Source organism: [Mycobacterium] manitobense, assembly GCF_025821665.1.
Lineage (GTDB): Bacteria > Actinomycetota > Actinomycetes > Mycobacteriales > Mycobacteriaceae > Mycobacterium > Mycobacterium arseniciresistens.
The window spans coordinates 26,153-51,161 of record NZ_JACKSJ010000016.1 but is presented as its reverse complement, the minus strand read 5'-3'; the positions used below and the strand labels follow the sequence as shown (position 1 = coordinate 51,161).

Annotated in this window: 24 protein-coding genes and 1 pseudogene; 11 read left to right on the top strand and 14 right to left on the bottom strand. The window is 67.7% G+C overall.

What is annotated here, in order from left to right:
* Window positions 1-26: 26 nt before the first annotated feature.
* Complete coding sequence (locus tag H7I41_RS01375) at window positions 27-518, top strand: hypothetical protein (RefSeq protein WP_264010754.1); 492 nt, start codon at window positions 27-29, stop codon at window positions 516-518.
* On the opposite strand, the gene H7I41_RS01370 is transcribed toward H7I41_RS01375, so the two are convergent.
* Genes H7I41_RS01370 through H7I41_RS01360 form a run of 3 tightly spaced genes read right to left on the bottom strand, consistent with a single transcriptional unit; the run spans window position 499 to window position 3,841 of the window.
* Entirely contained in the window at window positions 499-1,434 is a 936-nt protein-coding gene (locus H7I41_RS01370) for a carbohydrate kinase family protein (protein WP_264010753.1), read from the bottom strand. The genes H7I41_RS01375 and H7I41_RS01370 overlap by 20 nt on opposite strands.
* Complete coding sequence (locus tag H7I41_RS01365) at window positions 1,431-2,843, bottom strand: mannitol dehydrogenase family protein (protein ID WP_264010752.1); 1,413 nt, start codon at window positions 2,841-2,843, stop codon at window positions 1,431-1,433. The genes H7I41_RS01370 and H7I41_RS01365 overlap by 4 nt, the downstream gene beginning before the upstream one ends.
* Window positions 2,840-3,841 carry an NAD(P)-dependent alcohol dehydrogenase gene (locus tag H7I41_RS01360; protein ID WP_264010819.1) on the bottom strand — a complete coding sequence of 334 codons (1,002 nt, stop codon included), beginning with the start codon at window positions 3,839-3,841 and terminating at the stop codon, window positions 2,840-2,842. Before H7I41_RS01360 ends, H7I41_RS01365 begins: the two co-directional genes overlap by 4 nt.
* Window positions 3,842-3,956: 115 nt before the next feature.
* Here H7I41_RS01360 and H7I41_RS01355 point away from each other — a divergent pair, with 115 nt between their 5' ends.
* From H7I41_RS01355 to H7I41_RS01330, 6 genes are read left to right on the top strand one after another with little or no spacing between them, the layout of a single operon-like run.
* On the top strand, window positions 3,957-4,961 hold the full coding sequence (locus H7I41_RS01355) for a sugar-binding transcriptional regulator (RefSeq protein WP_264010751.1): 1,005 nt from the start codon (window positions 3,957-3,959) through the stop codon (window positions 4,959-4,961).
* A 24-nt stretch (window positions 4,962-4,985) separates the two neighbouring features.
* On the top strand, window positions 4,986-6,356 hold the full coding sequence (locus H7I41_RS01350) for an ABC transporter substrate-binding protein (protein WP_264010750.1): 1,371 nt from the start codon (window positions 4,986-4,988) through the stop codon (window positions 6,354-6,356).
* Window positions 6,356-7,339 carry a carbohydrate ABC transporter permease gene (locus H7I41_RS01345; protein WP_264010749.1) on the top strand — a complete coding sequence of 328 codons (984 nt, stop codon included), beginning with the start codon at window positions 6,356-6,358 and terminating at the stop codon, window positions 7,337-7,339. Before H7I41_RS01350 ends, H7I41_RS01345 begins: the two co-directional genes overlap by 1 nt.
* Before the next feature lie 2 nt (window positions 7,340-7,341).
* Entirely contained in the window at window positions 7,342-8,214 is an 873-nt protein-coding gene (locus H7I41_RS01340; protein ID WP_264010748.1) for a carbohydrate ABC transporter permease, read from the top strand.
* A gap of 29 nt (window positions 8,215-8,243) precedes the next feature.
* Entirely contained in the window at window positions 8,244-9,326 is a 1,083-nt protein-coding gene (locus tag H7I41_RS01335) for an ABC transporter ATP-binding protein (protein ID WP_264010747.1), read from the top strand.
* A 4-nt stretch (window positions 9,327-9,330) separates the two neighbouring features.
* A complete protein-coding gene (locus H7I41_RS01330; protein WP_264010746.1) occupies window positions 9,331-10,599 on the top strand; it encodes a DUF4032 domain-containing protein in 1,269 nt (422 codons plus the stop codon).
* A gap of 45 nt (window positions 10,600-10,644) precedes the next feature.
* Here H7I41_RS01330 and H7I41_RS01325 read toward each other — a convergent pair.
* Together H7I41_RS01325 and H7I41_RS01320 are read right to left on the bottom strand one after the other, a co-directional pair.
* A pseudogene (locus H7I41_RS01325) lies at window positions 10,645-11,512 on the bottom strand (type IV toxin-antitoxin system AbiEi family antitoxin).
* Between the two features lie 159 nt (window positions 11,513-11,671).
* On the bottom strand, window positions 11,672-11,896 hold the full coding sequence (locus tag H7I41_RS01320) for a hypothetical protein (RefSeq protein ID WP_264010745.1): 225 nt from the start codon (window positions 11,894-11,896) through the stop codon (window positions 11,672-11,674).
* A gap of 32 nt (window positions 11,897-11,928) precedes the next feature.
* Between H7I41_RS01320 and H7I41_RS01315 the strand changes: the two genes are divergently transcribed.
* On the top strand, window positions 11,929-14,196 hold the full coding sequence (locus tag H7I41_RS01315; protein ID WP_264010744.1) for an ATP-dependent DNA ligase: 2,268 nt from the start codon (window positions 11,929-11,931) through the stop codon (window positions 14,194-14,196).
* A gap of 68 nt (window positions 14,197-14,264) precedes the next feature.
* Here the strand turns inward: H7I41_RS01315 and H7I41_RS01310 are convergent, their stop codons facing one another.
* Together H7I41_RS01310 and H7I41_RS01305 are read right to left on the bottom strand one after the other, a co-directional pair.
* Window positions 14,265-15,032: an SDR family NAD(P)-dependent oxidoreductase gene (locus tag H7I41_RS01310; protein WP_264010743.1), complete on the bottom strand. Its 768-nt coding sequence runs from the start codon at window positions 15,030-15,032 to the stop codon at window positions 14,265-14,267.
* Between the two features lie 34 nt (window positions 15,033-15,066).
* Window positions 15,067-15,828, bottom strand: coding sequence for an SDR family NAD(P)-dependent oxidoreductase (locus H7I41_RS01305; RefSeq protein WP_264010742.1), 762 nt, complete (start codon window positions 15,826-15,828; stop codon window positions 15,067-15,069).
* Between the two features lie 89 nt (window positions 15,829-15,917).
* Between H7I41_RS01305 and H7I41_RS01300 the strand changes: the two genes are divergently transcribed.
* Window positions 15,918-16,499 (top strand): TetR/AcrR family transcriptional regulator, encoded by a 582-nt coding sequence (locus tag H7I41_RS01300; RefSeq protein ID WP_264010741.1) that lies wholly within the window; start codon window positions 15,918-15,920, stop codon window positions 16,497-16,499.
* Between the two features lie 706 nt (window positions 16,500-17,205).
* Here H7I41_RS01300 and H7I41_RS01295 read toward each other — a convergent pair.
* The 4 genes from H7I41_RS01295 to H7I41_RS01280 all read right to left on the bottom strand — a co-directional run bounded on the left by H7I41_RS01295 (window position 17,206) and on the right by H7I41_RS01280 (window position 20,717).
* Window positions 17,206-18,192, bottom strand: coding sequence for an NAD(P)H-quinone oxidoreductase (locus H7I41_RS01295; RefSeq protein WP_264010740.1), 987 nt, complete (start codon window positions 18,190-18,192; stop codon window positions 17,206-17,208).
* Window positions 18,193-18,220: 28 nt separating this feature from the next.
* Window positions 18,221-18,778, bottom strand: coding sequence for a hypothetical protein (locus H7I41_RS01290; protein ID WP_264010739.1), 558 nt, complete (start codon window positions 18,776-18,778; stop codon window positions 18,221-18,223).
* 130 nt (window positions 18,779-18,908) lie between these two features.
* Window positions 18,909-19,742, bottom strand: coding sequence for a bestrophin-like domain (locus H7I41_RS01285; RefSeq protein WP_264010738.1), 834 nt, complete (start codon window positions 19,740-19,742; stop codon window positions 18,909-18,911).
* Between the two features lie 129 nt (window positions 19,743-19,871).
* The gene (locus H7I41_RS01280) at window positions 19,872-20,717 is read right to left on the bottom strand and encodes a helix-turn-helix transcriptional regulator (RefSeq protein ID WP_264010737.1); all 846 of its coding nucleotides are present in this window, start codon (window positions 20,715-20,717) and stop codon (window positions 19,872-19,874) included.
* A 101-nt stretch (window positions 20,718-20,818) separates the two neighbouring features.
* Here H7I41_RS01280 and H7I41_RS01275 point away from each other — a divergent pair, with 101 nt between their 5' ends.
* Window positions 20,819-21,817 (top strand): aldo/keto reductase, encoded by a 999-nt coding sequence (locus tag H7I41_RS01275; protein WP_264010736.1) that lies wholly within the window; start codon window positions 20,819-20,821, stop codon window positions 21,815-21,817.
* Here the strand turns inward: H7I41_RS01275 and rnhA are convergent.
* Together rnhA and H7I41_RS01265 are read right to left on the bottom strand one after the other, a co-directional pair.
* Window positions 21,810-22,274, bottom strand: a complete 465-nt coding sequence (rnhA, locus tag H7I41_RS01270; RefSeq protein WP_264010735.1) for a ribonuclease HI — start codon at window positions 22,272-22,274, stop codon at window positions 21,810-21,812. The two genes, H7I41_RS01275 and rnhA, sit on opposite strands and share 8 nt — an antisense overlap.
* Window positions 22,275-22,309: 35 nt before the next feature.
* Window positions 22,310-22,942, bottom strand: coding sequence for a VOC family protein (locus tag H7I41_RS01265; protein WP_264010734.1), 633 nt, complete (start codon window positions 22,940-22,942; stop codon window positions 22,310-22,312).
* 54 nt (window positions 22,943-22,996) lie between these two features.
* On the opposite strand from H7I41_RS01265, the gene H7I41_RS01260 reads away from it, so the two are divergent.
* Window positions 22,997-23,617, top strand: a complete 621-nt coding sequence (locus tag H7I41_RS01260; protein ID WP_264010733.1) for a hypothetical protein — start codon at window positions 22,997-22,999, stop codon at window positions 23,615-23,617.
* On the opposite strand, the gene H7I41_RS01255 is transcribed toward H7I41_RS01260, so the two are convergent.
* A complete protein-coding gene (locus H7I41_RS01255) occupies window positions 23,618-25,006 on the bottom strand; it encodes an NAD(P)-binding protein (protein WP_264010732.1) in 1,389 nt (462 codons plus the stop codon). It lies immediately after the preceding gene.
* Window positions 25,007-25,009 lie beyond the last annotated feature (3 nt).

Sequence of the window (25,009 nt, the reverse complement as noted above, 5' to 3'; positions counted from 1 at the left end):
CGATGAGCCTGGCTTAAGGTGCGTTCGTGGCGGGACGCTCCCACGTCGTCGACCCCGACGGCGTCACCTGGACGGTGCGACGACGGTGGTTACCGTGGCGGCGCGCGATGGCACTGCGCGAACTGTGGCACACCGAGTCGAAAGAGGGCGAGACGCCCGAAACCCCGGCAGAGGCCGAGGAGTCGAAGGAACCGGCGAATCCCGTGGGCAAGGTGCTGTTCTGGGTGCTGGGGATCATCATCTGGGCGGTCATCGGTATCGGCAAGCTGCTGTTCATCGTGCTCGCGGTGGTGCTGACGGTGACGGTCTCGGTGCTCGACATGCTGGTGCAGCTGATCGTGCTGCCGATCGCCATCGCCGCGAGATCGATCGGGATCTCGCGCTGGCCGGTGCAGGTCGATCGGGAGAAGCTGCACCACCGCACCGAGAGCGCCGCCGGGTTCGACGCGGCCGGCGAACTCGTCGACCGGCTGGCGGCTCAGATCCGCGCCGGGGAGCTCACTGCCCGGGCGAGTTGAGGGCCGCGTCGCGGGTCGCGCGGTCGGGTAGGTCGGCGCCGGCCTTGGCGACGGTCAACGCCGAGGACAGCGCCGCCGTCTGCAACATGGTGTGCAGCGCGTCGAGGCTGATGCGCCGCAAGTCCTGACGCCGGTCCGCGCCGAGCAGGTCCTGCGTCCAGAGCGCGTCGATCATGCCGGCCATGAATGCATCGCCGGCGCCCACGGTGTCGATCACCTGCACCGGCCGCGCGGCCACGCGCGCCGTACCCGCCTCGCACATCGCGAAGGCGCCGCGGCCACCCATCGTCACCGCCACCACCGACGGGCCGAGGCCCAGCCAGGTCCGGGCGATCTGTTTGGGCGTGCGATCCGGCTCGAGCCACTGCAGATCCTCGTCGCTGACCTTGACGACGTCGCAGCGCTCCACCAGTCGCTCGATGCGAGTCCGGGCGGTCGCGTCGTCGTCGATCAACGAGGGCCGCACGTTCGGGTCGAAGGTGAGCGTCGCCGAGAGGTGGTAGGCGTCCAGCAGCGCCACGGCGGCGCGGCACCCCGGTTCGAGCACCGTGGCGATCGACCCGGTGTGCGCGACGAGCGGCGGCGCCACCTCCGGTGTGCCCGACAGCTGCCAGTCGATGTCGAACTCGTACTTCGCCTGGCCGTCGGCGTCGAGGGTGGCCAGCGCGGTCGGGGTGTGCGACGCGGTCATGCTCCCCGCGACCATGGACACTCCCGAGCGTTGGACGTGCTCGACGATGAGGCGGCCGCGGTCGTCATCGGCGATGTGGGTGAGGAAGTCGACGTCGCGGCCCAGCAGGGCCAGGCCGACGGCCACGTTGAGGGGGCTGCCGCCGACGTGTTCGCCCTCGATGGCGCCGTCGCGTTCGACGATGTCGATCAGCGCCTCACCGATCACCAGCGCGCGTTCGGTCATGACGGGCTCACCAGCCTCTCCAGCGTGGCCCGCGCCCCGTCGCGGTGCAGCGACTCGAGCGCCCACGTGTAGGCCTCGGCGAAGCGTGACTGCTCGGCGAGGTCACCGAACAGGTCGGTGTATTCGAGGAACGCCAGCGGGTTGTCGTACTGCGCCTTGGCCAGCGGTATCAGCGTCTCGGCGCGCTGATCCTGGACGTCGATCGGTTCGCCCTGTTCGTCGACGCCCTCGGCGTAGCGGGCCCAGCTCGCCACCACCGCCGCGGAGAGTCGGACCGGCGCACCGCTTTTCAGGTTCTCCCGGATCACCGGCAGCAACCACTGCGGGATGCGGTCCGACGACCCGAAGCACAGCCGGGCGACGGTGTCGCGCACGCCGGGGTTGGCGAAGCGTTCGATCAGGGTCCGTTTGTAGTCGGGCAGGTCGATCCCCGGCACCGGCTTCAGCGTCGGGGTGCCCTCGGAATCCATGTACTGACGCAGGAACTCGGCGATCAGCGGGTCGCCCGCGGCGTCGTGCACCAGCCGGTAGCCGGACAGGTAGGCGAAGTAGCACAGCGCCTGGTGGCCGGCGTTGAGCAGCCGCAGCTTCATCAGTTCGTAGGGCGTCACGTCGTCGACCAGCAGGACGCCGGCGTCCTCGAACGGCGGCCTGCCGTCGGAGAACGAGTCCTCCAGCACCCAGGAGGTGAACGGCTCGGCGACCACCGGCCATTCGTCGTCGACGCCGAATTCGTCTGCAACGGTGGCGATCACCTCCGGTGTGGTGACGGGGGTGATGCGGTCGACCATCGAGTTGGGGAATCGGGTGTGTTCGGTGATCCACTCGGACAGCCCGGGATGCACGCGGTCGGCGTACGCGGTGAACGCCGCGCGGGCGACGTCGCCGTTGCCCTCGATGTTGTCGCACGACACGATGGTCGGCGACGCCACGCCCCGGTCGCGTCGCCGCGCCAGCGCTTCGGCGACGAGGCCGAACACGTTGACCTCGGGCAGCGAGTCGAGGTGGTAGCCGCCCTCGGTGATGGTCAGCGAGATGATGCGGGTGGTGGGCGCGGCGAGCAGTTCGACGACGCCCTCCGGGTCGTCGGGCGCGAAGCGGTAGTCGACGATCGAGCCGATCACCCGGGCTTCGCGGGTGCCGTCGGGCTTCTCGAGCAGCAGCGTGTAGAGGCCGTCCTGGGCGGCCATCACGTCGGCCATCTTGCGATCCCCGGGCAGGATGCCGACTCCGCAGATCGCCCAGTCGGAGGCGGCGCCCTCGCCGAGCAGGCGGTCGACGTACATCGCCTGGTGGGCCCGGTGAAATCCGCCGACGCCGAAGTGCACGATGCCGACAGTCGTTGCCGCGCGGTCGTACTCGGGCTTGGGAATCTCGAGCTGCGCCAGCGTCGACGCGTTGAGCTTCATGACACGGTCACCACTGCCTTGACGCTACCCGGCGTGCGGTCGGCGTCCAGTGCCTCAGCGGCCCGTTCCAGCGGGAAGCGGGCGGTCACCATCGCATCGAGGTCGACGCGCTTGGACTCGATCAGCGCGATCGCGGTCGGCCAGGTGTTCGCGTAGCGGAACACCCCGGTCAGCATCAGCTCGCGGTTCTGGATCACCTGGGTCGGCAGCTCCATCGTCTCCGCACCGGATCCGACGAGCACGACGGTGCCTGCCGGCCGCACCGCACGGATACCGGCGGTCACCGCCGACGGCGCGCCGGAGGCGTCGATGAACGCGTCGACACCGAGGTCGCCGATCGGTCCGGCCGTCGGGTCGAGCGCCGCGGTCGCGCCGAAGCCCAGCACCTGCCGCCGCCGTGCCTCGTCGGGATCGCTCACCACGATCTCGGTGGCGCCGTAGGCACTGCAGATCTGGGAGATGACGACGCCGATCGGGCCCGCGCCGGCGATGAGCACCCGGGAACCACCGGTCACCTCGGCCTTGCGCACCGCGGCGATGCCGACCGACAGCGGCTCGCACAACGCCGCGGCGTCGTCGGACACGGTGTCGGGCACCGCGTGCGCGAAGGCGGCGCCGATGGTGACGTAGTCGCAGAACGCGCCGTCGATGGGCGGCGTCGCATAGAACTGCATGTGCGGACACAGGTTGTAGTGGCCGCTGCGGGTCTCCACGGTGTCGGGGTCGGGCCGCTGCGGCTCGATCGACACGCGCTGACCGATCCGCGCCGGGTCCACCCCGTCGCCTACGCCGACGATCGTGCCCGACGCCTCGTGGCCCAGCACCAGCGGCGATTCGACGACGAACGAACCGACCCGCCCGTGCCGGTAGTAGTGCGTGTCCGAACCGCAGACCCCGACCGATGCGACCCGGACCAGCACGTCACCGGCCTGCGGTGTGGGCACCGGCCGCTCCTGCATCGCGATGGTCCCGGGTTCGACCAGTACAGCGGCCCGCATCCGCTGGTCCGGAGAAAGTGTTGTCTGCGTCACACCCATCATGTTAACGTGATGAGCATCTACACGCACCCCTGAGCAAATGCTCATGGTTGAGACTCGAGAGCGGGGTGGAGGAATGACGGTGTCGACGCCGGATCGTGCCGCGACGGCGCATCGCGTCCAGCCCGAGGATCTTCGGTTGGCTCTTCGCGCCGCGACGCTCTACTACCTCGACGGCCTCACCCAGGCCGAGATCGCCGCACGCCTCGGCGTCTCACGCCCGACGGCCGGCCGGCTGGTGGCCCGCGCGAAGGCCCGCGGCCTGGTCCGCATCGAGGTGGTGGTGCCTGCCGACCTCAGCGACGACCTGCACGCCGAGGAGGAGCGCGAACTCGAGCAGCGGTTCGGCCTCACCGAGGTGGTGGTCGCCGGGCACGGTGTGGACATCGGTGCGCCCGGCCGGCCGCCCGCCTACGCCAGTGTCGGCCGCGCCGCCGCGGCGCTGCTGATGCGCCGCCTCACCCCCAACGACGTGCTCGGCTTCACCTGGGGGCCCGAGCAGGTGGCGGTGGCGACGGCGTTGACCGCCGGTATGGCGACCTGCCGTGCCGTGGTCCAGCTCGACGGCTCGATGTCGAGCGCCGCCTACCAGACCGGTGTCGAGCTCATCCTCAGCCGCTGCGCGGACACGCTGCGCGCCAACACCATCCGGCTACCCGCCCCGCTGTACGCCGACCCGTCGACGGTGGCGTCCATGCGCAGTGACTCGATGATCTCGCGCACGCTGGAAGCCGGCAGGCGCGCCGACGCGATGTTGTTCGGCGTGGGTGCCGTTTCCACCTCGACCACGCTGTTCGAGGGCAGCTTCCTGGACACCCGGATGCTCGACGAGCTGATATCGATGGGCGCCGTCGGTGAGATCGGCGGACGGTTCTTCGACGCCGACGGTCGGCCCGTCGACAGCGAACTGCAGGCCCGGGCAGTGTCCGTACCGCTGGAGGATGTGCGGGCGTGCAAGAAGACCCTGCTGATCTCCAGTGGCGCAGGCAAGCACCAGGCCACGCTGGCCGCCCTTCGGGGTGGTCTCGCCAAATTACTCGTGTGTGACATCGATTGTGCCCGTTGGCTACTCGCCCGGTGACCGGGCAGTGAAAGGTAGGTCAGTGTGAAGACTCGACGGAGAGTTCTACACCGGTTCTCGGCGTGCGCCGCCGCGGTGGGGCTGACGTTCACCGCCGGTTGCGCGGGTGCGGGCAGCCTGGGCGCATCGGACAACGAGGTGACGATCGCCCTGGTGTCCAACTCGCAGATGGCCGACGCCCAGGAGCTGTCGACCGAGTTCGAGAAGGAGAATCCCGGCGTCAAGCTGAAATTCATCTCGCTCTCGGAGAACCAGGCCCGGGCGAAGATCACCATGTCGACGGCCATGGGCGGGAGTCAGTTCGACGTCGCGATGATCAGCAACTTCGAAACCCCGCAGTGGGCAAGGGACGGCTGGTTGCTCAACCTCTCGGACTACGCGAAGAACACGCCAGGGTACGACGAGGAGGACTTCATCCCGTCGCTGCGGGAGTCGCTGTCCTACGAGGGCAACATGTACTCGGTTCCCTTCTACGGCGAATCGTCGTTCCTGATGTACCGCAAGGATCTCTTCGAGCAGGCCGGCATCAAGGTCGACCAGAATCCGAACTACCAGCCCACCTGGCAGGAGGTCGCAGCCTGGGCGAAAACCCTCAAGACCGACGACCGGGCCGGGATCTGTCTGCGCGGCAAGCCGGGTTGGGGTGAGGTGCTCGCACCTCTGGACACGGTGATCAACACCTTCGGCGGCCGCTGGTTCGACGAACAGTGGAACGCCCAGCTCAACAGCCCCGAGGTGAAAGAGGCCGTCAACTTCTACGTCAACACGATCAAGGAATCCGGCGAATTGGGCGCTTCCTCAACCGGATTCCAGGAATGTGCCAACCTCTTCGGCCAGGGTCAGACGGCGATGTGGTACGACGCGACGTCGGCGGTGTCGGTGCTCGAGGATCCGCAGACCTATCCGGACCTGGTCGGCAAGATCGGCTACCTGCCTGCGCCGATCGTCGAGAAGCCCAACTCCGGTTGGCTGTACACCTGGGCGCTAGGCATCCCGAAGGCGGCCAAGAATCCCGACGGTGCGTGGAAGTTCATCTCGTGGATGACCAGCAAGGACTACATGAAGCTGGTCGGCGAGAAGCTGGGCTGGGCTCGGGTGCCACCGGGTAGCCGCACCTCCACCTACACCGAACTGCCGGAGTACGAGGCGATCTCGAAGTCCTACGGTCCGTTGACACTGAAGTCGATCGAGAGCGCCACCCCGAACCAGCCGACCGTGCAGCCGGTGCCGTACACCGGCATCCAGTTCGTCGGGATCCCCGAGTTCCAGGACCTGGGGACGCGGGTGAGCCAGCAGATCAGTGCGGCGATCGCCGGGCAGAAGTCCGTCGACGACGCGTTGGAGCAAGCACAGTTGTATGCCGAGGTCGTCGGCAAGAGCTACCAGGAGAAGTGATGACTACAACTTCGGTAACCTCCGAGTCCACGGCCGCGGCCGACGAGAAAGCCGTCGCCGAACGGGTTCGAAAGATCAAGGAGGCCCAGGACGTCGGCGTGAGTCGCGCCGAGGGATGGCGACGGCGAGGTCCGCTGCTGCCCGCTCTGATCTTCATGATCGCGGTGACGCAGGTGCCGTTCCTGTTCACGCTCTACTACTCCACGCTGTCGTGGAACCTGGTGCGGCCCGGATCGCGGCAGTTCGTCGGGTTCAACAACTACCTCGCGGTCGTTCAGGACAGCCAGTTCTGGTCGGTGGCGGGCAATACCGTCATCCTGATCGTCGGGGTGGTGCTGATCTCGGCGGCGCTCGGATTGGGAATCGCGCTGCTGCTCGATCGCGCGTTCCTCGGCCGCGGCGTGGTCCGCACGCTGTTGATCACCCCGTTCCTCATCACACCCGTCGCGGGTGCGCTGGTCTGGAAGACGACGATCCTCGACCCCAACAACGGCATCCTCAACTGGGCGCTGTCGCTGGTGGGAATCGGTCCGGTCGACTGGATCGGTCAGTTCCCGTTGGCCATGGTGATGGTCGAGTTGATCTGGCAGTGGACGCCGTTCATGATGCTGCTGATCCTGGCCGGCCTGACGTCCATGCCTCGCGACCAGCTCGAGGCAGGGCGGGTCGACGGGGCGACGGCGATCCAGCTCTTCCGGGAGTTGACGCTGCCGCACCTTCGGCGCTTCATCGAACTCGGCGTCGTGCTCGGCGCGGTCTACCTGGTCAACACTTTCGACGCGATCTTCATGATGACGCAGGGTGGGCCGGGTGTCGCCAGTGCCAACCTGCCGTTCTACATCTATCAGCGCGCGTTCCTGGGCTTCGACATGGGGCAGGCGGCGGCCATGGGCGTGGTGGTCGTCATCTTCACGATGATCATCGCCAGCTTCGCGCTGCGGTTGATCTTCAAATCATTCTCCGGCAAGGAAGAGGCGGCCTAGCTATGACTACTACCACTGCCGAAAAGGCCACGGCGACCAGAGATGGCGCTCCGGTCCGCAAGAAGAAGTCCAAGAAGTTCAGCCCGTGGGGCATCGTGGCGTGGCTGGTCGGACTCGGCTTCTTCTTCCCGGTGTTCTGGATGGTGCTCACCTCGTTCAAGGCCGAGAGTGATGCGGCGACCAATCCACCGAAGCTGTTCTTCGTCCCGACGCTGGATCAGTACGCTGCCGTCTTCAATCAGGGCATCGGGCCCGCCATGCTGAACTCGGTGTTCGCCACCGCGATGTCGACGATCCTGGTGCTGCTGCTCGGCGTGCCCGCGGCGTTCGCCCTGTCGCTGCGGCCGGTCCGCAAGACCTCCGATGCGCTGTTCTTCTTCATGAGCACGAAGATGCTGCCCGTCGTCGCGGCGATACTGCCGCTGTACGTGATCGTGTCCAACATCGGCCTGCTGGACAACATCTGGGCCCTGGTGATCCTGTACACGTCGATGAATCTGCCGATCGCCGTGTGGATGATGCGGTCGTTCTTCCTCGAGGTGCCGGGCGAACTCCTCGAGGCCGCCAGCCTGGACGGCGCGAGCCTGTGGCGATCGGTGCGAGAGGTGATCCTTCCGTTGGTCTCGCCCGGCATCGCGGCGACGGCGCTCATCTGCGTGATCTTCGCCTGGAACGAATTCTTCCTCGCGGTGAACCTGACCGCGGTGAACGCACAGACGATGCCGGTGTACCTCGTCGGCTTCATCGCCGGTGAGGGACAGTACTGGGCCGTGTTGTCGGCGGCCGCGACCATGGCGGCGCTCCCCGTGATCCTCTGCGGGTGGTTCGCCCAGAACAAGCTGGTGCGCGGACTCTCGTTCGGCGCGATCAAGTAAACGTCAGAAAACGAACCGGGAGAAGAACAATGGCATCGATCACCTACAGGAACGCCTCCTGCATCTATGAAGGCTCCGACAAGCTCGCGGTCGACAACCTCAACCTCGACATCCAGGACGGCGAATTCGTCGTCCTGGTCGGACCGTCCGGTTCGGGCAAGAGCACCGCACTGCGCATGCTCGCCGGACTCGAGGACATCGACGAAGGCGCCATCGAGATCGGCGGCAAGGACATGACGGGCGTGCCGTCGAAGGATCGCGACATCGCGATGGTGTTCCAGAACTACGCGCTGTACCCCAACAAGACCGTGGCCGAGAACATGGGCTTCGCACTCAAGCTGCGGGGTGTCTCCGCTGACGAGCGGCGCAAGAAGGTCGAGGACGCCGCCAAGATCCTGGACCTCACCGAACACCTGGATCGCAAGCCCGCCAAGCTGTCCGGCGGTCAGCGGCAACGCGTCGCGATGGGCCGCGCCATCGTGCGCGAGCCGCAGGTGTTCTGCATGGACGAGCCGCTGTCCAACCTGGACGCGAAGCTGCGCGTGCAGACCCGCACCCAGATCGCCGCGCTGCAGCGGCGTCTGGGGACCACCACCGTCTACGTGACCCACGACCAGGTGGAGGCGATGACGATGGGCGACCGGGTGGCCGTGCTGCGCTTCGGCAAGCTGCAGCAGTTCGCCTCGCCCAATGAGCTCTACGACCGGCCGGCCAACGCGTTCGTCGCCGGCTTCATCGGCTCGCCCGCGATGAACCTGGTGACGGCACCTGTCGTCGCCGACGGTGTACGGATCAGCGAGGACTCCACGCTGCCGCTCGAGCGCGAGCATCTGACCAAGCTGCACGAGGCGGGCGTCGAGAAGGTCACGCTCGGCATCCGCCCCGAGGATCTCGAGGTGTCACCGGGCGGCGGTATCGACGTTGTCATCGATCTCGTCGAGGACCTCGGCAGCGAGACCTACCTGTACACCCACGCACATCCCGACGTGGAGTTGGTGGCGCGGTCGCTGTCCCGCAAGCCGATCAAGCTGGCCGACACCATCGAATTGCGGATGAAGCCGGAAGGCAATGTGCACCTGTTCCATCCGGAGACCGGCGAACGTCTGAACTGACATCATGCGCCCGCCGGAACTGCGGCTGCGGGCCCCCACGGCGGGTCTGCTCGCCTTACCGTGGGACCTGCCGTTGGTGCACTGGAAGGCTCCCGACGTCGCGCTGCGCGACATCGCGGTCGGCCCGAGCCGGCACCTGGTGAAGTTCGTCGAGGCCGACGGCGCGCTGTGGGCGGTCAAGGACATGCCCGCGCGGATCGCGGTCAAGGAGTTCGACGTGCTGCGCCGGCTCGAGGAGATGGCGCTGCCTGCGGTGCGTCCGGCCGGCGTGGTGGTGCAGCCGGAGTTCGACACGGCGATCCTGGTGACCCGCTACCTCGAGGGGTCGTGGCAGTACCGGCGGCTGTTCATGCGGTTGCCGCCGGACGAGCCCAAGCACCGGGCGCGGCTGCTGGACGCGATGGCCGGCCTGCTGGTGGAACTGCACCGCCACGGCGTCTTCTGGGGTGACTGCTCGCTGGCGAACACATTGTTCTCCCGCGACGGTCAACTCCTGGCCGCACACCTCGTCGACGCCGAGACCTCCGAGGTGCACCCGTCGCTGAGCCGCGGGCAACGCCGACAGGATCTGGACATCATGGTGCAGAACGTGGCGGGCGGCATGATCGACGTGGCCGAGCGCATCGGTGCCTCGGAAGCGTTGCAGGACAAGCTGATCGACGAGGCCAAGCAGGTCGAGAGGCGTTACCGGGACCTGTGGGACGTGCTGCACGCCGAGCCGGTGTTCGGCTTCACCGACCGCTACCGCGTCGAGGGCACCATCCGCCGGCTCAACGACCTCGGCTTCGCCGTCGACGAACTGTCACTGCAACCCGACAGCGCCGACCCGAGCCGGTTACGTGTGCACGTCGTTGTCGGCGACCGGCGCTACCACGCGCAGCGTCTGCGGGATCTCACCGGCATCGACGCCGGAGAGGGGCAGGCCGCGATCCTGCTCGGCGACCTGTACGCCTACCAGGCGCAGCTGTGCCGCGAGGCCGGCCACGACGTCGACGAGTCGACGGCCGCGCGGCTGTGGGTGATGGAGGTGCTGACGCCCTACGGCCACCTCGCTCATCAGGCCGTCCACGGCGCCGGCACGCAGATCCAGGCGTACTGCGACATGCTCGAGGTCCGGTGGCTGCTCAGCGAGAAGGCCGGCCGCGACGTCGGCACCAATAAGGCGCTCGCGGCGCTGGCGGGCGACGTCATCCCGGTCGACTCGGCGGCGAAGCTGGCCGTCGCCGAGGTCCCGACGGCGCCGTTCGCGGTGTTGAGCGCCGACGACGAGTAACGGGGGGTCGCCGAGTTCTACACCAGGGCTGTCCGCAAGGCCTCATCACGACCGTGGCGTAGAACTGGGCGGAGGGATCCAGCCGCGACGGCCGAACGCCTCGTGCACCCGATGGAGGATGAACTGCCGACTGTGTTCGGCCACCACTCGCAGGTCGATCCAGCCCTGACGCTCGATGAACTCAGCTCGGCCGATGTCGTAGACGTACTGACCGCGAATGGTTGCGTGGTGGGCGCCCTCGTAGTCGAGGCCGACCATCGGTTCGTCGTAGCCCATGTCGATGAAGGCTTCTCGGTGGGCTTCGGCGACGCGGATCTGCGTGCGCGGCGCAGGCAATCCGGCGTCGACCAGCAGTAGCCGCAACCAGGTCTCCCGCGGTGACTGGGCGCCGCCGTCCATGAGATGCAAAGCGACGCGGGCGCGCCGTGTGCCGCGTGCGCCGCGGTACCGCTCGGCGAGCACCAGGGCATCCGCGGCCGTGACGCCGGTGGCCGCGGCAAGCGCGTCGAGGTGCTGCACGGCGCGGTCTCGGGGAAGGTGCCGCGCGAGGTCGAACGCCGTGCGTGCCGGCGTCGTGACGGGAAGTTCGCCGACTCGAGCGACTTCGTCGGCGCCGAGCCGTTCTTCGCGGACGATCACACCGGGACGGGGCCGCCCGTGCGCAGCGATGACCTCGATGGGCGTTGATGCGTCGACCCATCGTGCGCCGTGCAGTGTGGCCGCAGCTCGCCCGGCGATGACGCCCCGCCTTTCGGTCCAGAGCCAGGCGGCCACGGTATTGCTCCACAACGTCGGTTCGGCGCCCTTGGCCACATACACCCGCGGGTGAGGGCGCCCGATAGTTCCATCGCAGGCGGCCGCGGGTGAGGGCGCCGCTGTCGAGTGCTTCGCGACCGATCAGGGGTTGGTCCATGGATCGATGCTCAGCAGTGACGCCGACGCAAGAGACGGCTCAGCGTCGACTCACGACGCGGGCTGTGGATGAATGGCCGACTGTTGACGACGATTTCTACACCAGGGTCGCTGAAGCGCGACGATCACAGCCCTGGTGTAGAACTCGCGGAAAGAAGCCTCAGACGGCGGGTTCGTTGCCGGGGTCGAGCCCGACGGGCACCTGCGGGTTGGCGCCCGGCGCGTCGTGGGTGAAGTGCTGGTGGGCCATCGCCCTGCAGTTGTCGTCCATCGGCGTCTGATCGCCCGAGCAGTAGGGCACCCAGTCGCGGGGATCGGCGGCGGCCTGCGGCGCGGCGATCATGGCGCCGACGGCGAGGATGCACGCCGCGCACAGGATCTTCACTGGTACGACGCTACAACGGGTAATACCGTCGTGTGGTGGATCAACTCGGGCGGGTGCGGCTGACCAACCCGGACAAGGTGCTGTACCCGGCAACCGGGACGACCAAGGGTGAGGTCTTCGACTACTACGTGGCGATCGCCGACGCCATGGTCCCGCACATCGCCGGCCGCGCGGTCACCCGCAAGCGGTGGCCGAACGGCGTCGGCGAGCTCGAGTTCTTCGAGAAGCAGCTCGCGTCGTCGGCCCCGGAGTGGCTGCACCGCGAGAGCGTCACGCACAAGTCCGGGACGACGACCTATCCGGTGATCGACACCCGCGAAGGGCTGGCGTGGCTCGCCCAGCAGGCGTCGCTGGAGGTGCACGTGCCGCAGTGGCGGTTCGTCGACGGCAAGGTCGGCCCGGCCACCCGCATCGTGTTCGACCTCGACCCCGGCGAGGAGGTGACGTTCCGGCAGCTGTGCCAGGTCGCCCACGAGGTGCGCGACCTGATCACCGACATCGGGCTGACCACTTACCCGCTCACCAGCGGCAGCAAGGGCCTGCACCTCTACGTGCCGCTCGAGGAGCCGATCAGCTCACGGGGCGCGTCGGTACTGGCGCGCCGCGTTGCCCAGCAGCTCGAGAAGACGATGCCCAAGCAGGTCACCGCGACGATGACCAAGAGCCTGCGCACCGGCAAGGTGTTCGTCGACTGGAGCCAGAACAGCGCCGCGAAGACGACGATCGCACCGTACTCACTGCGCGGCCGCGAGGAGCCCACGGTGGCGGCCCCGCGCACATGGGACGAGATCGCCGATCCCGACCTGCGGCACCTGCGGTTCGACGAGGTGCTCGAGCGGGTGGAACGCGACGGCGACCTGCTCGCCGAACTCGACGAGAAGGTGCCGCTGGCCGACCGGCTGACCACCTACCGCAGCATGCGCGATCCCGGCAGGACGCCGGAACCCGTGCCCGCCAAGGCGCCCGCGGTCGGCAACAACGACAAGTTCGTGATCCAGGAGCACCACGCCCGCCGGCTGCACTACGACTTCCGCCTGGAACGCGACGGCGTCCTCGTCAGCTGGGCGGTGCCGAAGAACCTGCCGGAGACCCCGAGCGTCAACCACCTCGCCGTGCACACCGAGGACCATCCGATGGAGTACCTCACCTTCGCCGGCGAGATCCCGAAGGGGGAGTACGGCGGCGGCGAGGTCTACGTCTGGGACACCGGCACCTACGAGACCGAGAAGTTCAACGACCACGCCCCGGACGGGCCTGCCAAGGGCGGCGAGGTGATCGTCACCCTCAAGGGCGAGAAGGTCAGCGGCCGCTACGCGCTCATCCAGACCGACGGCAAGAACTGGCTTGCGCACCGGATGAAGGAGCAGCAGCAGCCCACCCCGGGCGATCTGGCGCCGATGCTGGCCACCGAAGGGTCGGTGGACAAATTCAAGGCGAATCAGTGGGCGTTCGAGGGGAAGTGGGACGGCTACCGCCTGCTGGTGGACGCCGACCGCGGAACGCTGACCCTGCGGTCACGCCGGGGCCGCGACGTCACCCGCGAGTATCCGCAGCTGGCCGCGCTCGGCGCCGACCTCGCCGACCATCACGTCGTCCTCGACGGGGAGGCGGTCGCCCTCGACGAGTCCGGGGTGCCCAGCTTCGGCGAGATGCAGAATCGGGCGCGTTCCACCCGCGTCGAGTTCTGGGCGTTCGACATCCTGGCACTCGACGGGCGATCGTTGTTGCGCGCCAAGTACTCCGACCGGCGCAAGATCCTCGAGGCGGTGGCCGAGGGCACCGGCCTGATCGTGCCCGACCGGTTGCCCGGTGACGGCCCGGAGGCGCTGGAGTACGCGCGCAAGCAGCGGTGGGAGGGTGTGGTCGCCAAGAAGCTGGACTCGACGTACCAGGCGGGCAGGCGGTCGTCGTCGTGGATCAAGGACAAGATCTGGTGCACCCAAGAGGTGGTGCTCGGCGGCTGGCGCGAGGGCACCGGCGGACGCACCAGCGGGATCGGCGCCCTGATGCTGGGTATCCCCGACGCCGACGGCGCGCTGCAGTTCGTCGGACGGGTCGGCACCGGATTCACCGAGAAGGAACTGGCGAAGCTCAAGAAGACGCTGGCGCCGCTGGAAACCGACGAATCACCCTTTGCGGCACGACTTCCGACGCAGGACGCCAAGGGCGTGACGTTCGTCGAGCCGACGCTGGTGGGGGAGGTGCGGTACAGCGAGCGGACGTCCGACGGCCGGCTGCGCCAACCGTCCTGGCGCGGCCTGCGGCCGGACAAGACGCCCGACGAGGTCAGGTGGGAGTAGCAGCGGGACCGAAAAAGGCCATGCACGTACATGATGGAGGTGCACGGTGCGACACGCACGCTACGAGGCTAAGCGAGTTGTTCGGTCGGCATGATCCACAGCTCGCCGATAGCGGCGTGGCGGGGACGAGTGACCATGTAGCCGATGCCCTCTGCGATGTCGTCGGGCGCCAAGGTCTCGAGGTCTGCGTTGAACGGGTCGATGATCCGCGACTGGATCTCGCGGCTGTTGTGCGACCCGAGCTCGGTGTTCACTGCGCCGGGCTCGATGACGCCCACCCGCACGTGGCGCCGGGCGACCTCCTGCCGTAGGGATTCGGTGAAGCCGTTCACCCCGAACTTTGTGAGGTTGTACACGCCGAACCCATCGCTGGCACTGCGGCCCGCGACCGAGCTGACGTTGACGATGTCCGCGACTCCCCGCGGTCCGTCGTCTGCGGCGGCCAGTAGATGCGGCAGTGCGGCGTGGGTCGTATTGAGCAGGCCGGTGACGTTGACGGCGATCATGCGATCCCATTCCCGGGCGTCCGCATCGGCGACCGGTCCCAGCAGCATGAGCCCCGCGTTGTTGACGACGATGTCCAACCGGCCGAATCGCTGGACCGCATGCTCGACCGCTGTCGCAGCCTGTGAGCGGTCGCTGATGTCTGCTTCCACGGCCATCGCTGCGCTGCCGTTGTGTCCGATCTCTGCGGCCAGTGTGACGAGACGGTCCTTGCGCCGGGCGATGAGTGCGACGGCGGCGCCGTGCTCAGCGAGGCGGCGGGCGGTGGCGGCGCCGATACCGCTGCTGGCGCCGGTGACGAGGGCAACCGTTCCTGCCAGTTTCATAGTCATCTCCTAGACACATCCGTGGTGTGCGCTGGTCCGGCTACGGCTGATCTGTCGGTCGGATGACGATCTCGTTCACCGCGACGCGGCGGGGTTGAAGAACGATGTACGCGATCGCTTCAGCAATGTCCTCAGCGTGCAACTGCTCCACCTGGCCGAACGCCGCATCGAAATCGGCGGCGGAATTGGCCTTCTGGTCGAACAGTTCGGTCTGGGTGCGCCCAGGCTCGATCACCGAGAAGCGGACGTTGCGTTTGGTGAATTCCTGCCTCCACGCTTCCGTCGCGCCGGTCACGGCGAATTTTGTGGCGTTGTAGATCGCCACCGTCGGTGCCGCGACGCGTCCGGCGACGGACGAGATGTTCACCACGTCCGCCACGGAGCGTGGGCTGTCCTGTGCGGCGACGAGCAGATGCGGTAACGCCGCCTTGGTCACATACATCAGGCCGCGGAGGTTGATGTCGACCATTCGGTCCCACTCCTCGAGCGGCGACTCTTCGGAGGCGCCGTTCAGCATCACGCCTGCCGCGTTGACCAGGGTGTCGAGACGGCCGAATTCCCCGACGGTTCGGTCCACTGCCATTTGTCCGTTGCCGGCATCCGTGAGGTCAGCAGCGATGGCGAGAGCCTGATGACCTAGGGAGCGAATGTGTTCCGCCAGTTCCTGGAGCTTGTCGGCCCGGCGCGCGGCGAGCGCGACCTTGGCCCCCGCTGCGGCGAGCCGCAGCGCCGCGGCGGTGCCGATTCCGCTCGATGCACCGCTGATGAGTACAACGTTTCCATCCAGCGCAGTGTCACTCACGATACCTCCCAATTTCGGTGCGTTGCGTCTCGCAAATAACCGTACTCTTTTTCGAGACGCCGCGCACCGTTTAGCCGTAGGCTTCGAGGGTGAGTGATGGAGCGCCCCGGCGACGCGGAAGGCAACGGAGCGAGGAGAGCAGGCGCGCAATTCTGACGGCGGCCTTCGATCTCGTGGCGGAGGAGGGGCAGGACTTCACGATCGAGGGCATCGCGGCCCGAGCGGGAGTCAGCAAGCAGACCATTTATCGGTGGTGGCCGACCAAGGGAGACATCCTTCTCGAGTCGCTGGCTGAGCAAGCGGAGGCGCGGATATCAACCTCGGATCACGGCTCGTATGGGCAGGACCTGCGACGCTTCCTCAATCAGACCTTCAAAGTTCTTCGCCCGCAGGGAGTTCGAAGCGCATTGCGTAGCTTGATGGCGGAGGCTCAGCAGAATCCTGACCTGTTGCGACGATTTCGAGAAGAGTTTTTGGAGCGGCGCCGTGCTGCGCTGGCTCAGATCGTGAGCCGCGCCGAAACCCGCGGTGATCTGCCTCCGGAGGTGCACGGTGAGCTGATCGGCGACATCGTATTCGGGGTGATCTGGTACCGGATGCTGGCGACTGACCGGCTCCTGGGCGGTGCCGATGCGCAACACCTGGCGCAGCTGTTGGCATCTAACGAGTAGTGGCGCGCGCATCGCCAACGATTGGCGGTGGCGTGAAGGCACTGGCGACGTGCCTGCTGAACTTCCCGAACGAACACTGCACTCTTTGAGTACACCTCCATGGCAGTCACAACAATGACAAGCGGTTCCGGGCGTCTGGCCGTGCGTCGTCGTAGTACGGCGCTCCCGCGACCGCCTGACGACGGCCCCTGCGCTGCCGTCTGCGGATCGAAGTCGGTCCGCTGTCGCACCACGAGCCCCCCGAAGTCACCACATCCGGCCGGTCGTTGCGATAGAAGTGAGGGACACTCATGTAGCCGGGTGCCACTTCATGAGCGCCACTTGTTCAACCGGGCGGGTCAGCGCCCTGGTGGTTGCCGCAGGGTGTCGCCGGCGACACGGACGGTCGTCTAGCGGGATTCACGTCGCCGTGAATGTCTGACGGCTCGGTCGATTGCGGCTAGCCGGCGTCAGCCGAACTCCCCGATGAAGTACGAACCACGGTCGTACTGGTGCACCGCGCACGGGCGGACGCCTCCAGCTGGAACGTGTTTCTCTGCGCTTCAACAGCGGGGTTACGACGTGCGGGCGATCGCCAACCCGCTGGAGAATCCCACGATCGATCCGCGTACTTCGCAGGCGTCCTCACGACGATCCCGGTCGGGCGACCAGCTCATCACGCCCACCTCGAAACGCGCGATGGCTGAGACGCCTACAGCGGCGGCGGCTAGCTGCCGCGGTTGTCGAGAATCACCTTGCCGACGGTGCGCTTGGATTCCAACAGCTCGTGGGCGCGCGCGGCTTCCGCGATAGGCAGGACTGTGTCGACCACCACGCTGACAGCGCCGGTTTCGAAGAGAGGCAGAACGTCCCGCGTCACACCCGCGATGATTTCTGCCTTCTGATGTGGCGGGCGAGCGCGAAGCATCGTCGCGCTGACGGTCCCGCGTTTGAACATCAGCAATCCGAGGTCGAGCGGCGCCGGTGCCGTATTGCCGCCGATGACCACCAGGTGTCCGTCGGGCGCGAGGCACTCGACGTTGCGTCCGAGATATTCCGAACCGACAACATCCAGGATCGCATCAACCCCAACGCCTTCGGTCGCAGCCAGCGTCGCGGCGACAAAATCCTCAGTCCGATAGTTGATCGCAACGCATGCCCCCATCTCGAGGCCCGCCTGCGTCTTGGTCGTGCTGCCTGCGGTGGTGATGACCCGTGCGCCGATCGCGGTCGCCCATTGGATCGCGAAGGTGCCAATGCCGCCGCCGGCGCCGTGGATCAGTACGGTCTGACCGTGCCTCAGCTCGGCGACCATGGCGAGGTTGGAGTAGACGGTGGCCGCAACCTCGGGAACGGCGGCCGCCTCGACCGCGCTGAGTCCGGCCGGAATTCGCATCACCTGCGTAGCCGGAACCGCCACTTCGTCGGCGTAGCCGCCGCCGTCCAGCAGTGCGCACACCTTGTCGCCTGGTGACCAGGCCGTGACGTTGGCCCCGACCTCGGTGATCGTTCCGGCGCATTCCAACCCCAACGGACGCGGCGCCCACGACGGCACGGGGTACTGACCTCGGCGCTGCAGGAGGTCGGCGTTGTTGACTCCGGCCGCAGCCACGTCGATCACCACCTCATGCGGACGAGGATGTATCGGAGTCACTGAGCGCCAACGCAGAACGCCCGGAGGGCCGGGATGGTCGAACAACACTGCTGAGGTCATCGCATCTCCGTTCTCGGATGTGGAGGAGCTACGCGGTCAGAGCTGAGCGTGCCGCCGCCCAGCGTGCGATGCTCTCCGCGTACCGGGGAGTCTCGATCCGGCAGTGCCGTCCGGAAGCATCCTGGCGGGCATGTGCGGCCTCGGCGAATGTCTGGCCCTGTTCGGCGATGAACTGCAAGAAGCCCTCGGTGGGGTGGGAGGTCACCGTGTTGGTGTAGCGGCAGCGGTCGCCGTCGAGTTGCTCCATGCGCAGTTCCCAGATGACCTGCGTGGTCGTCCATCCCGATGGGGTGAGAATGTCCGACAGTGACACCATTCTGCAGTAGTGCGGCTGTGCCACGTCGAAGCGGTACTGCTGCACCACGAGACCCGTGCCGATCATCTCGATGTTGATGGACATCGGCGTCCCGTCGTCATCCACGGTGTAGCCGGCGGCCTTGTGATCACCCGGTGCGCAGCGCTGGTACTCGTGTGTCGGAAGCGTTTTCAACCACTCCGCGATGTCGACGTCATCGAACCGCGCCGTGACGTCGGCGGTGATGACGGCGTGCGAGAGCACGAGGTCGTCGCGAACTGCGGAACTCATTGAGGACTCCTGCCATAGAAGATTGCTGCGTCGTCTGCCAGCATGGCTTCGCGGAACTCGGGTCGACAATGAGGCTGCCGTGAACCGGCAGGTAGTGCTAGCACCTAGGAATTTCAGATGGGAGTAAGCGCTACGCGGGATCGCCGTTCGGATTGCAGGGCACGACGTGACCGTCGTCGATGAGACTCAGGGTCACCCGCATCTCGTCGGGTTGAATGCTGCCCGCCCAACCGGCGTAGGGGTGATCGAGGAAAGCCACCACGAGCAACGCCGACGTGACGAGGGCCGACACGAACGCGATGGGCACCGCCTGGACCACGGCGCTCTCCCGGCGGTCGGCCTGGACGCACATGTAGATGAAGATCGCCGACGCGCCGATCCCCAGCACGATCCACAGCGGCAGCGGCACCGAGGGTTGTGCTTCGGCAGCGCGCGCACGGCGGCCGTCCCGGCGTTCCGCCTGCTGGTCGAACCACTGCCCGTAGGCCGCTTCCTGCTTGGGGTTCCCGGGATCGGTGGCGGCGAAGTCTCCGACCATCTGATCGACCCAATGCTGCACGGTGTCCGATCGTTCGCCGCGTGCCATCGCGGGCCATTCATCGAAGACGACCGCGCGCGAATAGCAGATGAGGTCACCGTGCAGCCGCTCGCCGCTGTGGCCTTCGAGCACATCGGCGACGTTGTGCAACTCGGTCACCGCGATCGCCTCCGTGCTGCCGCCGTCTCGCGCGCGCTGGTAGTTCTGCAGCGCGTAGAAGATGGTGAAGGCCATCAGCACCGCGAACATGGTGCCGATCACCGTGAGAGCTCCTGCGGCGCGGGTGCTGTCGATGAACCAGCCGGGGTCGGGCGCGCGCCTGCGCGCCAGCAGTTTCACGACGACGACGGATGTCACCACGACGACGAGCACCAAACCCGCCAGCCAGGTCAGCATGAGCTGGTTCGGACTCGTCCGGAACGCCATGCCTGGTCCATGCTGATCCCATCACCGTCTTCGACGATGATGGCGATCATCGCCTGACGAGTGTGGGGCATGTCGGTTCGTCGCACAACGGGACACTCCGGGCAGTCGGGCGGCTCGCGGCCGCACAGCTCACGTCACCTCGCCGACCACCTGGTTGCCGACCACGTCGAGCAGCCGCAGGTTCGCCAGCGCGTCGGAGCCGGCGGGCGGGGTGAGCAGCACCAGCCGCTGACCGTCCGTCGTCGCCAGCACCTCGCAGTCCAGCGTGATGGGACCGACCCTTGTCAGGAACGTCTTGCGATCCATCCGCCGGGTGGCCACTTCGTGACGCGCCCATAGGTCGGCGAACTCGGGACTGTGTTCGAGCAGCGCCTCGACGAGTTCGCGCATGTCGGCGTCGTCGGGCCTGCGCGCCCACGCCGCGCGCAGGTCCGCCACCGTGGTCCGGCTCAGCCGGTCGTGGTCCTTCTCGGGTGCGCCCGCACGCGACCGCGGATCGGTGAACCAGTGCCACGTCATGCTGGCCTCGACGCCCGATCCGCCCGCTGCGGGTAGCTCACTCATGAGCAGCGCGGCGAGCCGGTTCTGCGCGAGGATGACGTCCGTGTCGGAGCAGACGAAAGCGACTGCGTCGTTGAGCTGGTCGAGGACGAACAGCAGCGCGGGCCGCACGTTCACCGAATGCGTGCTGCGGTCGGGGACCGCGTGGCCCGCGAGCCGGTACAGGTGATCGGTCTCGTCGTCGGTCAGGCGCAGGGCGCGCGCGAGCGCCCGCAGCATCTGCGGTGACGGCTGCGGCCCGCGCGACTGCTCCAACCTGCCGTAGTAGTCCACCGACATACCGGTCAACTGCGCCACTTCCTCCCGGCGCAGCCCCGCGGTGCGGCGACGCACGCCGACCGGCAGTCCCACGTCCACCGGGCTCAGCGCCTCCCGGCGGCGCCGCAGGAACTGGGCCAGCGCTTCGCGATCCATCGGTTCATTGTCCGCCAGAGGTGCAGCCTCAGGCAGGGACTCCCGATCCCTGCCTCCACGCGTCCTGGCAGCCCCGTTGATCCGGGCCCACGCTGATATTCATGCGAACCAAGACACTCGGAACCTTGAACACATCGGCGGTCGGCCTCGGATGCATGGGCATGTCGGGGGCGTACGGCGAATCCGACCGCGACGAGAATATCGCCACCGTGCGCGCCGCGCTCGACGCGGGGATCGCGTTGCTGGACACCGGCGACTTCTACGGCATGGGTCACAACGAACTGCTGATCGCCGAGGCGTTGCGCTCCACCCCGCGCGACGCGTACCAACTCAGCGTGAAGTTCGGCGGTCGACTCGACCCCGCGGGCGCCTGGGTCGGCTACGACGCGAGCCCGGCTGCGGTGAAGTCCGCCGCCGCGTACTCGTTGCAGCGCCTCGGCACCGACCACATCGACGTCTACCGGCCGGCCCGCCTGGATCCCGCCGTGCCCATCGAGGACACCGTCGGCGCGATCGGCGAGCTCGTCGACGCCGGATACGTCCGGCACATCGGGCTCTCGGAGGTCGGATCGGAGACCATCCGTCGCGCGGCCGCCGTCCGGCCGATCAGCGACCTGCAGATCGAATACTCGCTGATGTCGCGCGGCGTCGAGGGCGACATCCTCGACACCTGTCGTGAGCTCGGGATCGGCGTGACCGCGTACGGGGTGCTCTCCCGGGGGCTGATCGGCGGGCACTGGACGAGAACCAGCGGCGGTCCAGGCGATTTCCGCACCATGAGCCCGCGATTCGCCGATGCCAACCTCGACCGCAACCTGGCGTTGGTCGAGGCGTTGCGCGGTGTCGCCGACGAACTCGGGGTGTCGGTCGCCCAGGCGGCCATCGCGTGGGTGGCCGCCCGGGGAGACGACGTCGTGCCGCTGATCGGCGCGCGCACCCGCAACCGGTTGACCGAGGCGCTCGGGGCCGTCGACGTGACGCTGACGGAAGACCAACTGGCACAACTCGAGTCGGCGGTGCCTGCGGCCGAGGTGGCGGGCGACCGATACCCGGCCGAACACATGGCGGCGCTCGACTCCGAGCGCTCGCCGGTCAGCTGAGGAGAGCTGCCCCTGCGATCGCTTCCTGCATGCCCCGGGTGGCCAGCACGTCGGCCAGCTCGTTGTCGACGACGCCGGAATGCCCCTTCACCCAGAACCACTCGACCCGATGCCGCGCACAGGCCGCCTGCAGCCGCTGCCAGAGGTCGACGTTCTTCACCGGCTGCTTGGCGGCGGTCAGCCAGCCGTTGCGTTCCCAGCCGAGTACCCACTTGGTGATGCCGTTGCGGACGTAGGTGCTGTCGGTATGGAGATGCACCACCACCGGTCGGGTGAGCGCCTCGAGCGCCATGATGGGCGCCATCAGCTCCATCCGGTTGTTGCTGGTCTCGCCCGGCTCACCGCCGCACATCTCGCGGACGTGGTGGCGCTGGCGCAGCACCGCACCCCAACCGCCGGGCCCGGGATTCGGCCTGCACCCGCCATCGGTGTGGATGACCACACGGTCCTCGGTCATGCGCCGAGAATAGGCAATGGGCCGGGCGGTCGCGCTCATCGACGCGCCGACATCATCGCCGTGCGGACCGACATCCCGAGGTCGCGATGCCGCAGCGTGGTGATCCGGCGTCCTGGCTGCACCGCGTCCTTGACCGGTGCGGTGCGGTCACCGAAGAACGCGGCGGTCGCGTCGATGTCCGCGACGACGTACGTGATGCCCCACAGGGTGGACGGACCCTCGTCCGCCATGTCCGGTGAACCGACGACCTCGACGATCACCTCGCCGAACCGGAAGAAGATCTGACGGATCGGCCGTCCGCCGAGTTCGGCATCCCGTTCGCGGCGTGGCTCCACGCCGACGGCGGCAAGCGCCGCGACCGTCCGGCGCAGGTCCGGGGACAGCAGCACGACGTGGTCGATCGCGACGACGCCGTTCGGGTGCTCGGCCGGCGCTGCGGCGGCCACGTCCGTCCAGGTGGTCGGGACGCCGTCGAGGTCATGGTCCGAGGCGCGGGGAGGCAGGCCCCGCAACGACCACCCGATGATGCCGGTGCCCGGACCTTCGCGGCCGACCAGTCGGATGCCGACGCCGCCGACCCGGCAGACACCGGAATCGACAGCGAACCCGGCCCGCGTCCACGCTTCCGCCGGATCGGCGACCTCGAACGACTCGACGGTGACGGTCATGGGTCAACGGTCGCATGCCTCGGTCTTGTCGGTGCCCTCGCCTACGGTCATGCCATGCGAACCGCGGACCTCGTCCCCACGCCCGAACTCGTCGACCAGATGGTGCGGGACAAGCCGCCGGGCTGGGCCTGGGCGGCCTTCGCGTCCGTGGTCTTCCAGCGCTGGGCCGCGCTCGAGGAGCGCAAGATCGCACAGGTGGTCGGGCGGGCTGTGCATCCGGCCGGCAGGCTGCGCACGGGCCACGACGTCGCGCAGTTCCTCACCCGGCACCTGCGCGCCGCCGACGACGTCGTCGCGGAGGCAGCGGCGTACCTGCGCGCGCCGGAGTTCACGGCGATGTTCGGCGACGGCAAGGACATCGCGGACCCCGACGGCGTCGTTCGTGCCGCACACCACCTGGCCGACCTCTACGAGAGGATGCTCGAGATCGCGGAGAACTGCCGAAGGCGCTCTGTCGCACGTCAACACGTGGAGCTGCTCGACGGCTGTACGCGGTTCGTTAACCAGCACCTGCAAGACTTCGGGGGCTTGATCAACGACGTGCTCGAGCGTCATGACGAGATGCAGCGGCAGCTGCCGTCGGGCGCAGGCCATCTCGAACCCATTCGGCTGCACACCAGCACCGACGAACAGTTGCTCGGGTCGATCCTCGACCAGCTGCACGAACTCCGGTAGTCAGCCCTCGCGCAGCAGCAGTTCGAGCTTGTCGTTGGCGGCTAGTAACGCTTTGGCGACCATGCCGAGCAACCGCTCGCGACTCCGCGGTCGCGCCAGCATCGGGGAGAACATCTCGCGCAGCAGGTTCAGCCGTGACGTCGCCAACCAATCCATCAGTTCGGGCTCTGCGAGCCAACGCAATTCGTTGCGGTGCTCGGCCAGCGTCATCGCCAGCCAGTCGACGTCGGTGTTCGGGTGCGGCACCGGCCGGCACAGCGCATTGTTGGCGGCGTCGTCGGCGCCGCTGAGTTCCAGATGGGCGATGAGGCCTGCGCTGAACACCTGCTGGCAGCCGCGCACACTCTGCAGCACCAGCCGGTCTCCGTCGAAAATGTCCACCGCCGGGCGTTTCTCGAGACCGTCGGCGGTGCAGTCCACGTAAAGCGTCGAGGCGGCCGACGCCACTGTGCCGCCGGTGAGCACGATCCCGGAGGGCTCGATCCGCTCGACGCGGCCGAGCCGGATCACGTCCTCGATGCGGCGCAGCTGGTCGAGTTCGGCGCGCGACACCGTGGCGCAGCGGTACATCGAGGGCCGCACCGCCGGGTCGAGCCGGAGCAGGTTGCCGTTGGCCTCCAGCTGCGCGAACAGGTCGTCGACGGAGCCGGCGTCGGTGATGGACGTCAGCCGCGCCCCGAAGCTGGTCTTGAACCGGTCGAGGAAGTCGGGGCCCGGCTGGATGTTCTCGCGGTCGAGCAGCCACGCGTCGCGCGGCATGATCCACCGCAGCCGCTCGGGTGCGACGCCGGCGGCGAGCAGCCACAGGCACGCGTCGACACCCGTCTTGCCCGCACCGACCACGACGAAACGATCGAAATCCGCCGCCAGCAGCGGTAATTCATTGGGGGGCACGCACACGACGCCGTCGGCGACTCCGTATGCCGGCGGGCGCATCGAGGGCACCACCGTCTCCAGATAGGTCGCGTCGACCGTCCGGCGCCGCACGTCGACGGCCACCTCGTCACCGCCGGGCCCGACGATCCGGCCGTCACCGAGGTACTCGCTCTCCGGCAGGTACGACACCCGTCCCGTCGGCAGCAGGACCTTCTGCATCACCTCGTCGAAGTATCCGCGCACCTCGTCACCGGCGGCCAGCTCGTGCAGGCCGGCGTTCCACCCGGCGTCGTCGAGGGCGCCGGACCCCAGCGGTTGAGAGTTGACGCCGTAGTAGGCCGAGGGCTGGTGCAGGCGCACGAACGGGTAGGCGCGCGTCCAGTGCCCGCCGGGCGAACTGCCCCGGTCGACGACGACGACCTGCGCATCGCTCTCGGCGACGAGGGTGTCGGTGAAGGCCATCCCCATGGCGCCGGCGCCGACGACCAGGTAATCGGTCTCCATCGTCCGCATGCC

What these genes read in the sequence shown, in the direction of transcription:
- H7I41_RS01310 (WP_264010743.1), bottom strand. Translation starts at nt 15,032, where the DNA reads ATGACTATGAAACTGGCAGGAACGGTTGCCCTCGTCACCGGCGCCAGC.
- H7I41_RS01290 (WP_264010739.1), bottom strand. Translation starts at nt 18,778, where the DNA reads ATGAGTTCCGCAGTTCGCGACGACCTCGTGCTCTCGCACGCCGTCATC.
- H7I41_RS01260 (WP_264010733.1), top strand. Translation starts at nt 22,997, where the DNA reads ATGCGAACCGCGGACCTCGTCCCCACGCCCGAACTCGTCGACCAGATG.
- H7I41_RS01330 (WP_264010746.1), top strand. Translation starts at nt 9,331, where the DNA reads ATGCGCCCGCCGGAACTGCGGCTGCGGGCCCCCACGGCGGGTCTGCTC.
- rnhA (WP_264010735.1), bottom strand. Translation starts at nt 22,274, where the DNA reads ATGACCGAGGACCGTGTGGTCATCCACACCGATGGCGGGTGCAGGCCG.
- H7I41_RS01365 (WP_264010752.1), bottom strand. Translation starts at nt 2,843, where the DNA reads ATGAAGCTCAACGCGTCGACGCTGGCGCAGCTCGAGATTCCCAAGCCC.
- H7I41_RS01370 (WP_264010753.1), bottom strand. Translation starts at nt 1,434, where the DNA reads ATGACCGAACGCGCGCTGGTGATCGGTGAGGCGCTGATCGACATCGTC.
- H7I41_RS01340 (WP_264010748.1), top strand. Translation starts at nt 7,342, where the DNA reads ATGACTACTACCACTGCCGAAAAGGCCACGGCGACCAGAGATGGCGCT.
- H7I41_RS01255 (WP_264010732.1), bottom strand. Translation starts at nt 25,006, where the DNA reads ATGCGGACGATGGAGACCGATTACCTGGTCGTCGGCGCCGGCGCCATG.
- H7I41_RS01275 (WP_264010736.1), top strand. Translation starts at nt 20,819, where the DNA reads ATGCGAACCAAGACACTCGGAACCTTGAACACATCGGCGGTCGGCCTC.
- H7I41_RS01285 (WP_264010738.1), bottom strand. Translation starts at nt 19,742, where the DNA reads ATGGCGTTCCGGACGAGTCCGAACCAGCTCATGCTGACCTGGCTGGCG.
- H7I41_RS01355 (WP_264010751.1), top strand. Translation starts at nt 3,957, where the DNA reads ATGACGGTGTCGACGCCGGATCGTGCCGCGACGGCGCATCGCGTCCAG.
- H7I41_RS01295 (WP_264010740.1), bottom strand. Translation starts at nt 18,192, where the DNA reads ATGACCTCAGCAGTGTTGTTCGACCATCCCGGCCCTCCGGGCGTTCTG.
- H7I41_RS01345 (WP_264010749.1), top strand. Translation starts at nt 6,356, where the DNA reads ATGACTACAACTTCGGTAACCTCCGAGTCCACGGCCGCGGCCGACGAG.
- H7I41_RS01265 (WP_264010734.1), bottom strand. Translation starts at nt 22,942, where the DNA reads ATGACCGTCACCGTCGAGTCGTTCGAGGTCGCCGATCCGGCGGAAGCG.
- H7I41_RS01360 (WP_264010819.1), bottom strand. Translation starts at nt 3,841, where the DNA reads ATGCGGGCCGCTGTACTGGTCGAACCCGGGACCATCGCGATGCAGGAG.
- H7I41_RS01335 (WP_264010747.1), top strand. Translation starts at nt 8,244, where the DNA reads ATGGCATCGATCACCTACAGGAACGCCTCCTGCATCTATGAAGGCTCC.
- H7I41_RS01280 (WP_264010737.1), bottom strand. Translation starts at nt 20,717, where the DNA reads ATGGATCGCGAAGCGCTGGCCCAGTTCCTGCGGCGCCGCCGGGAGGCG.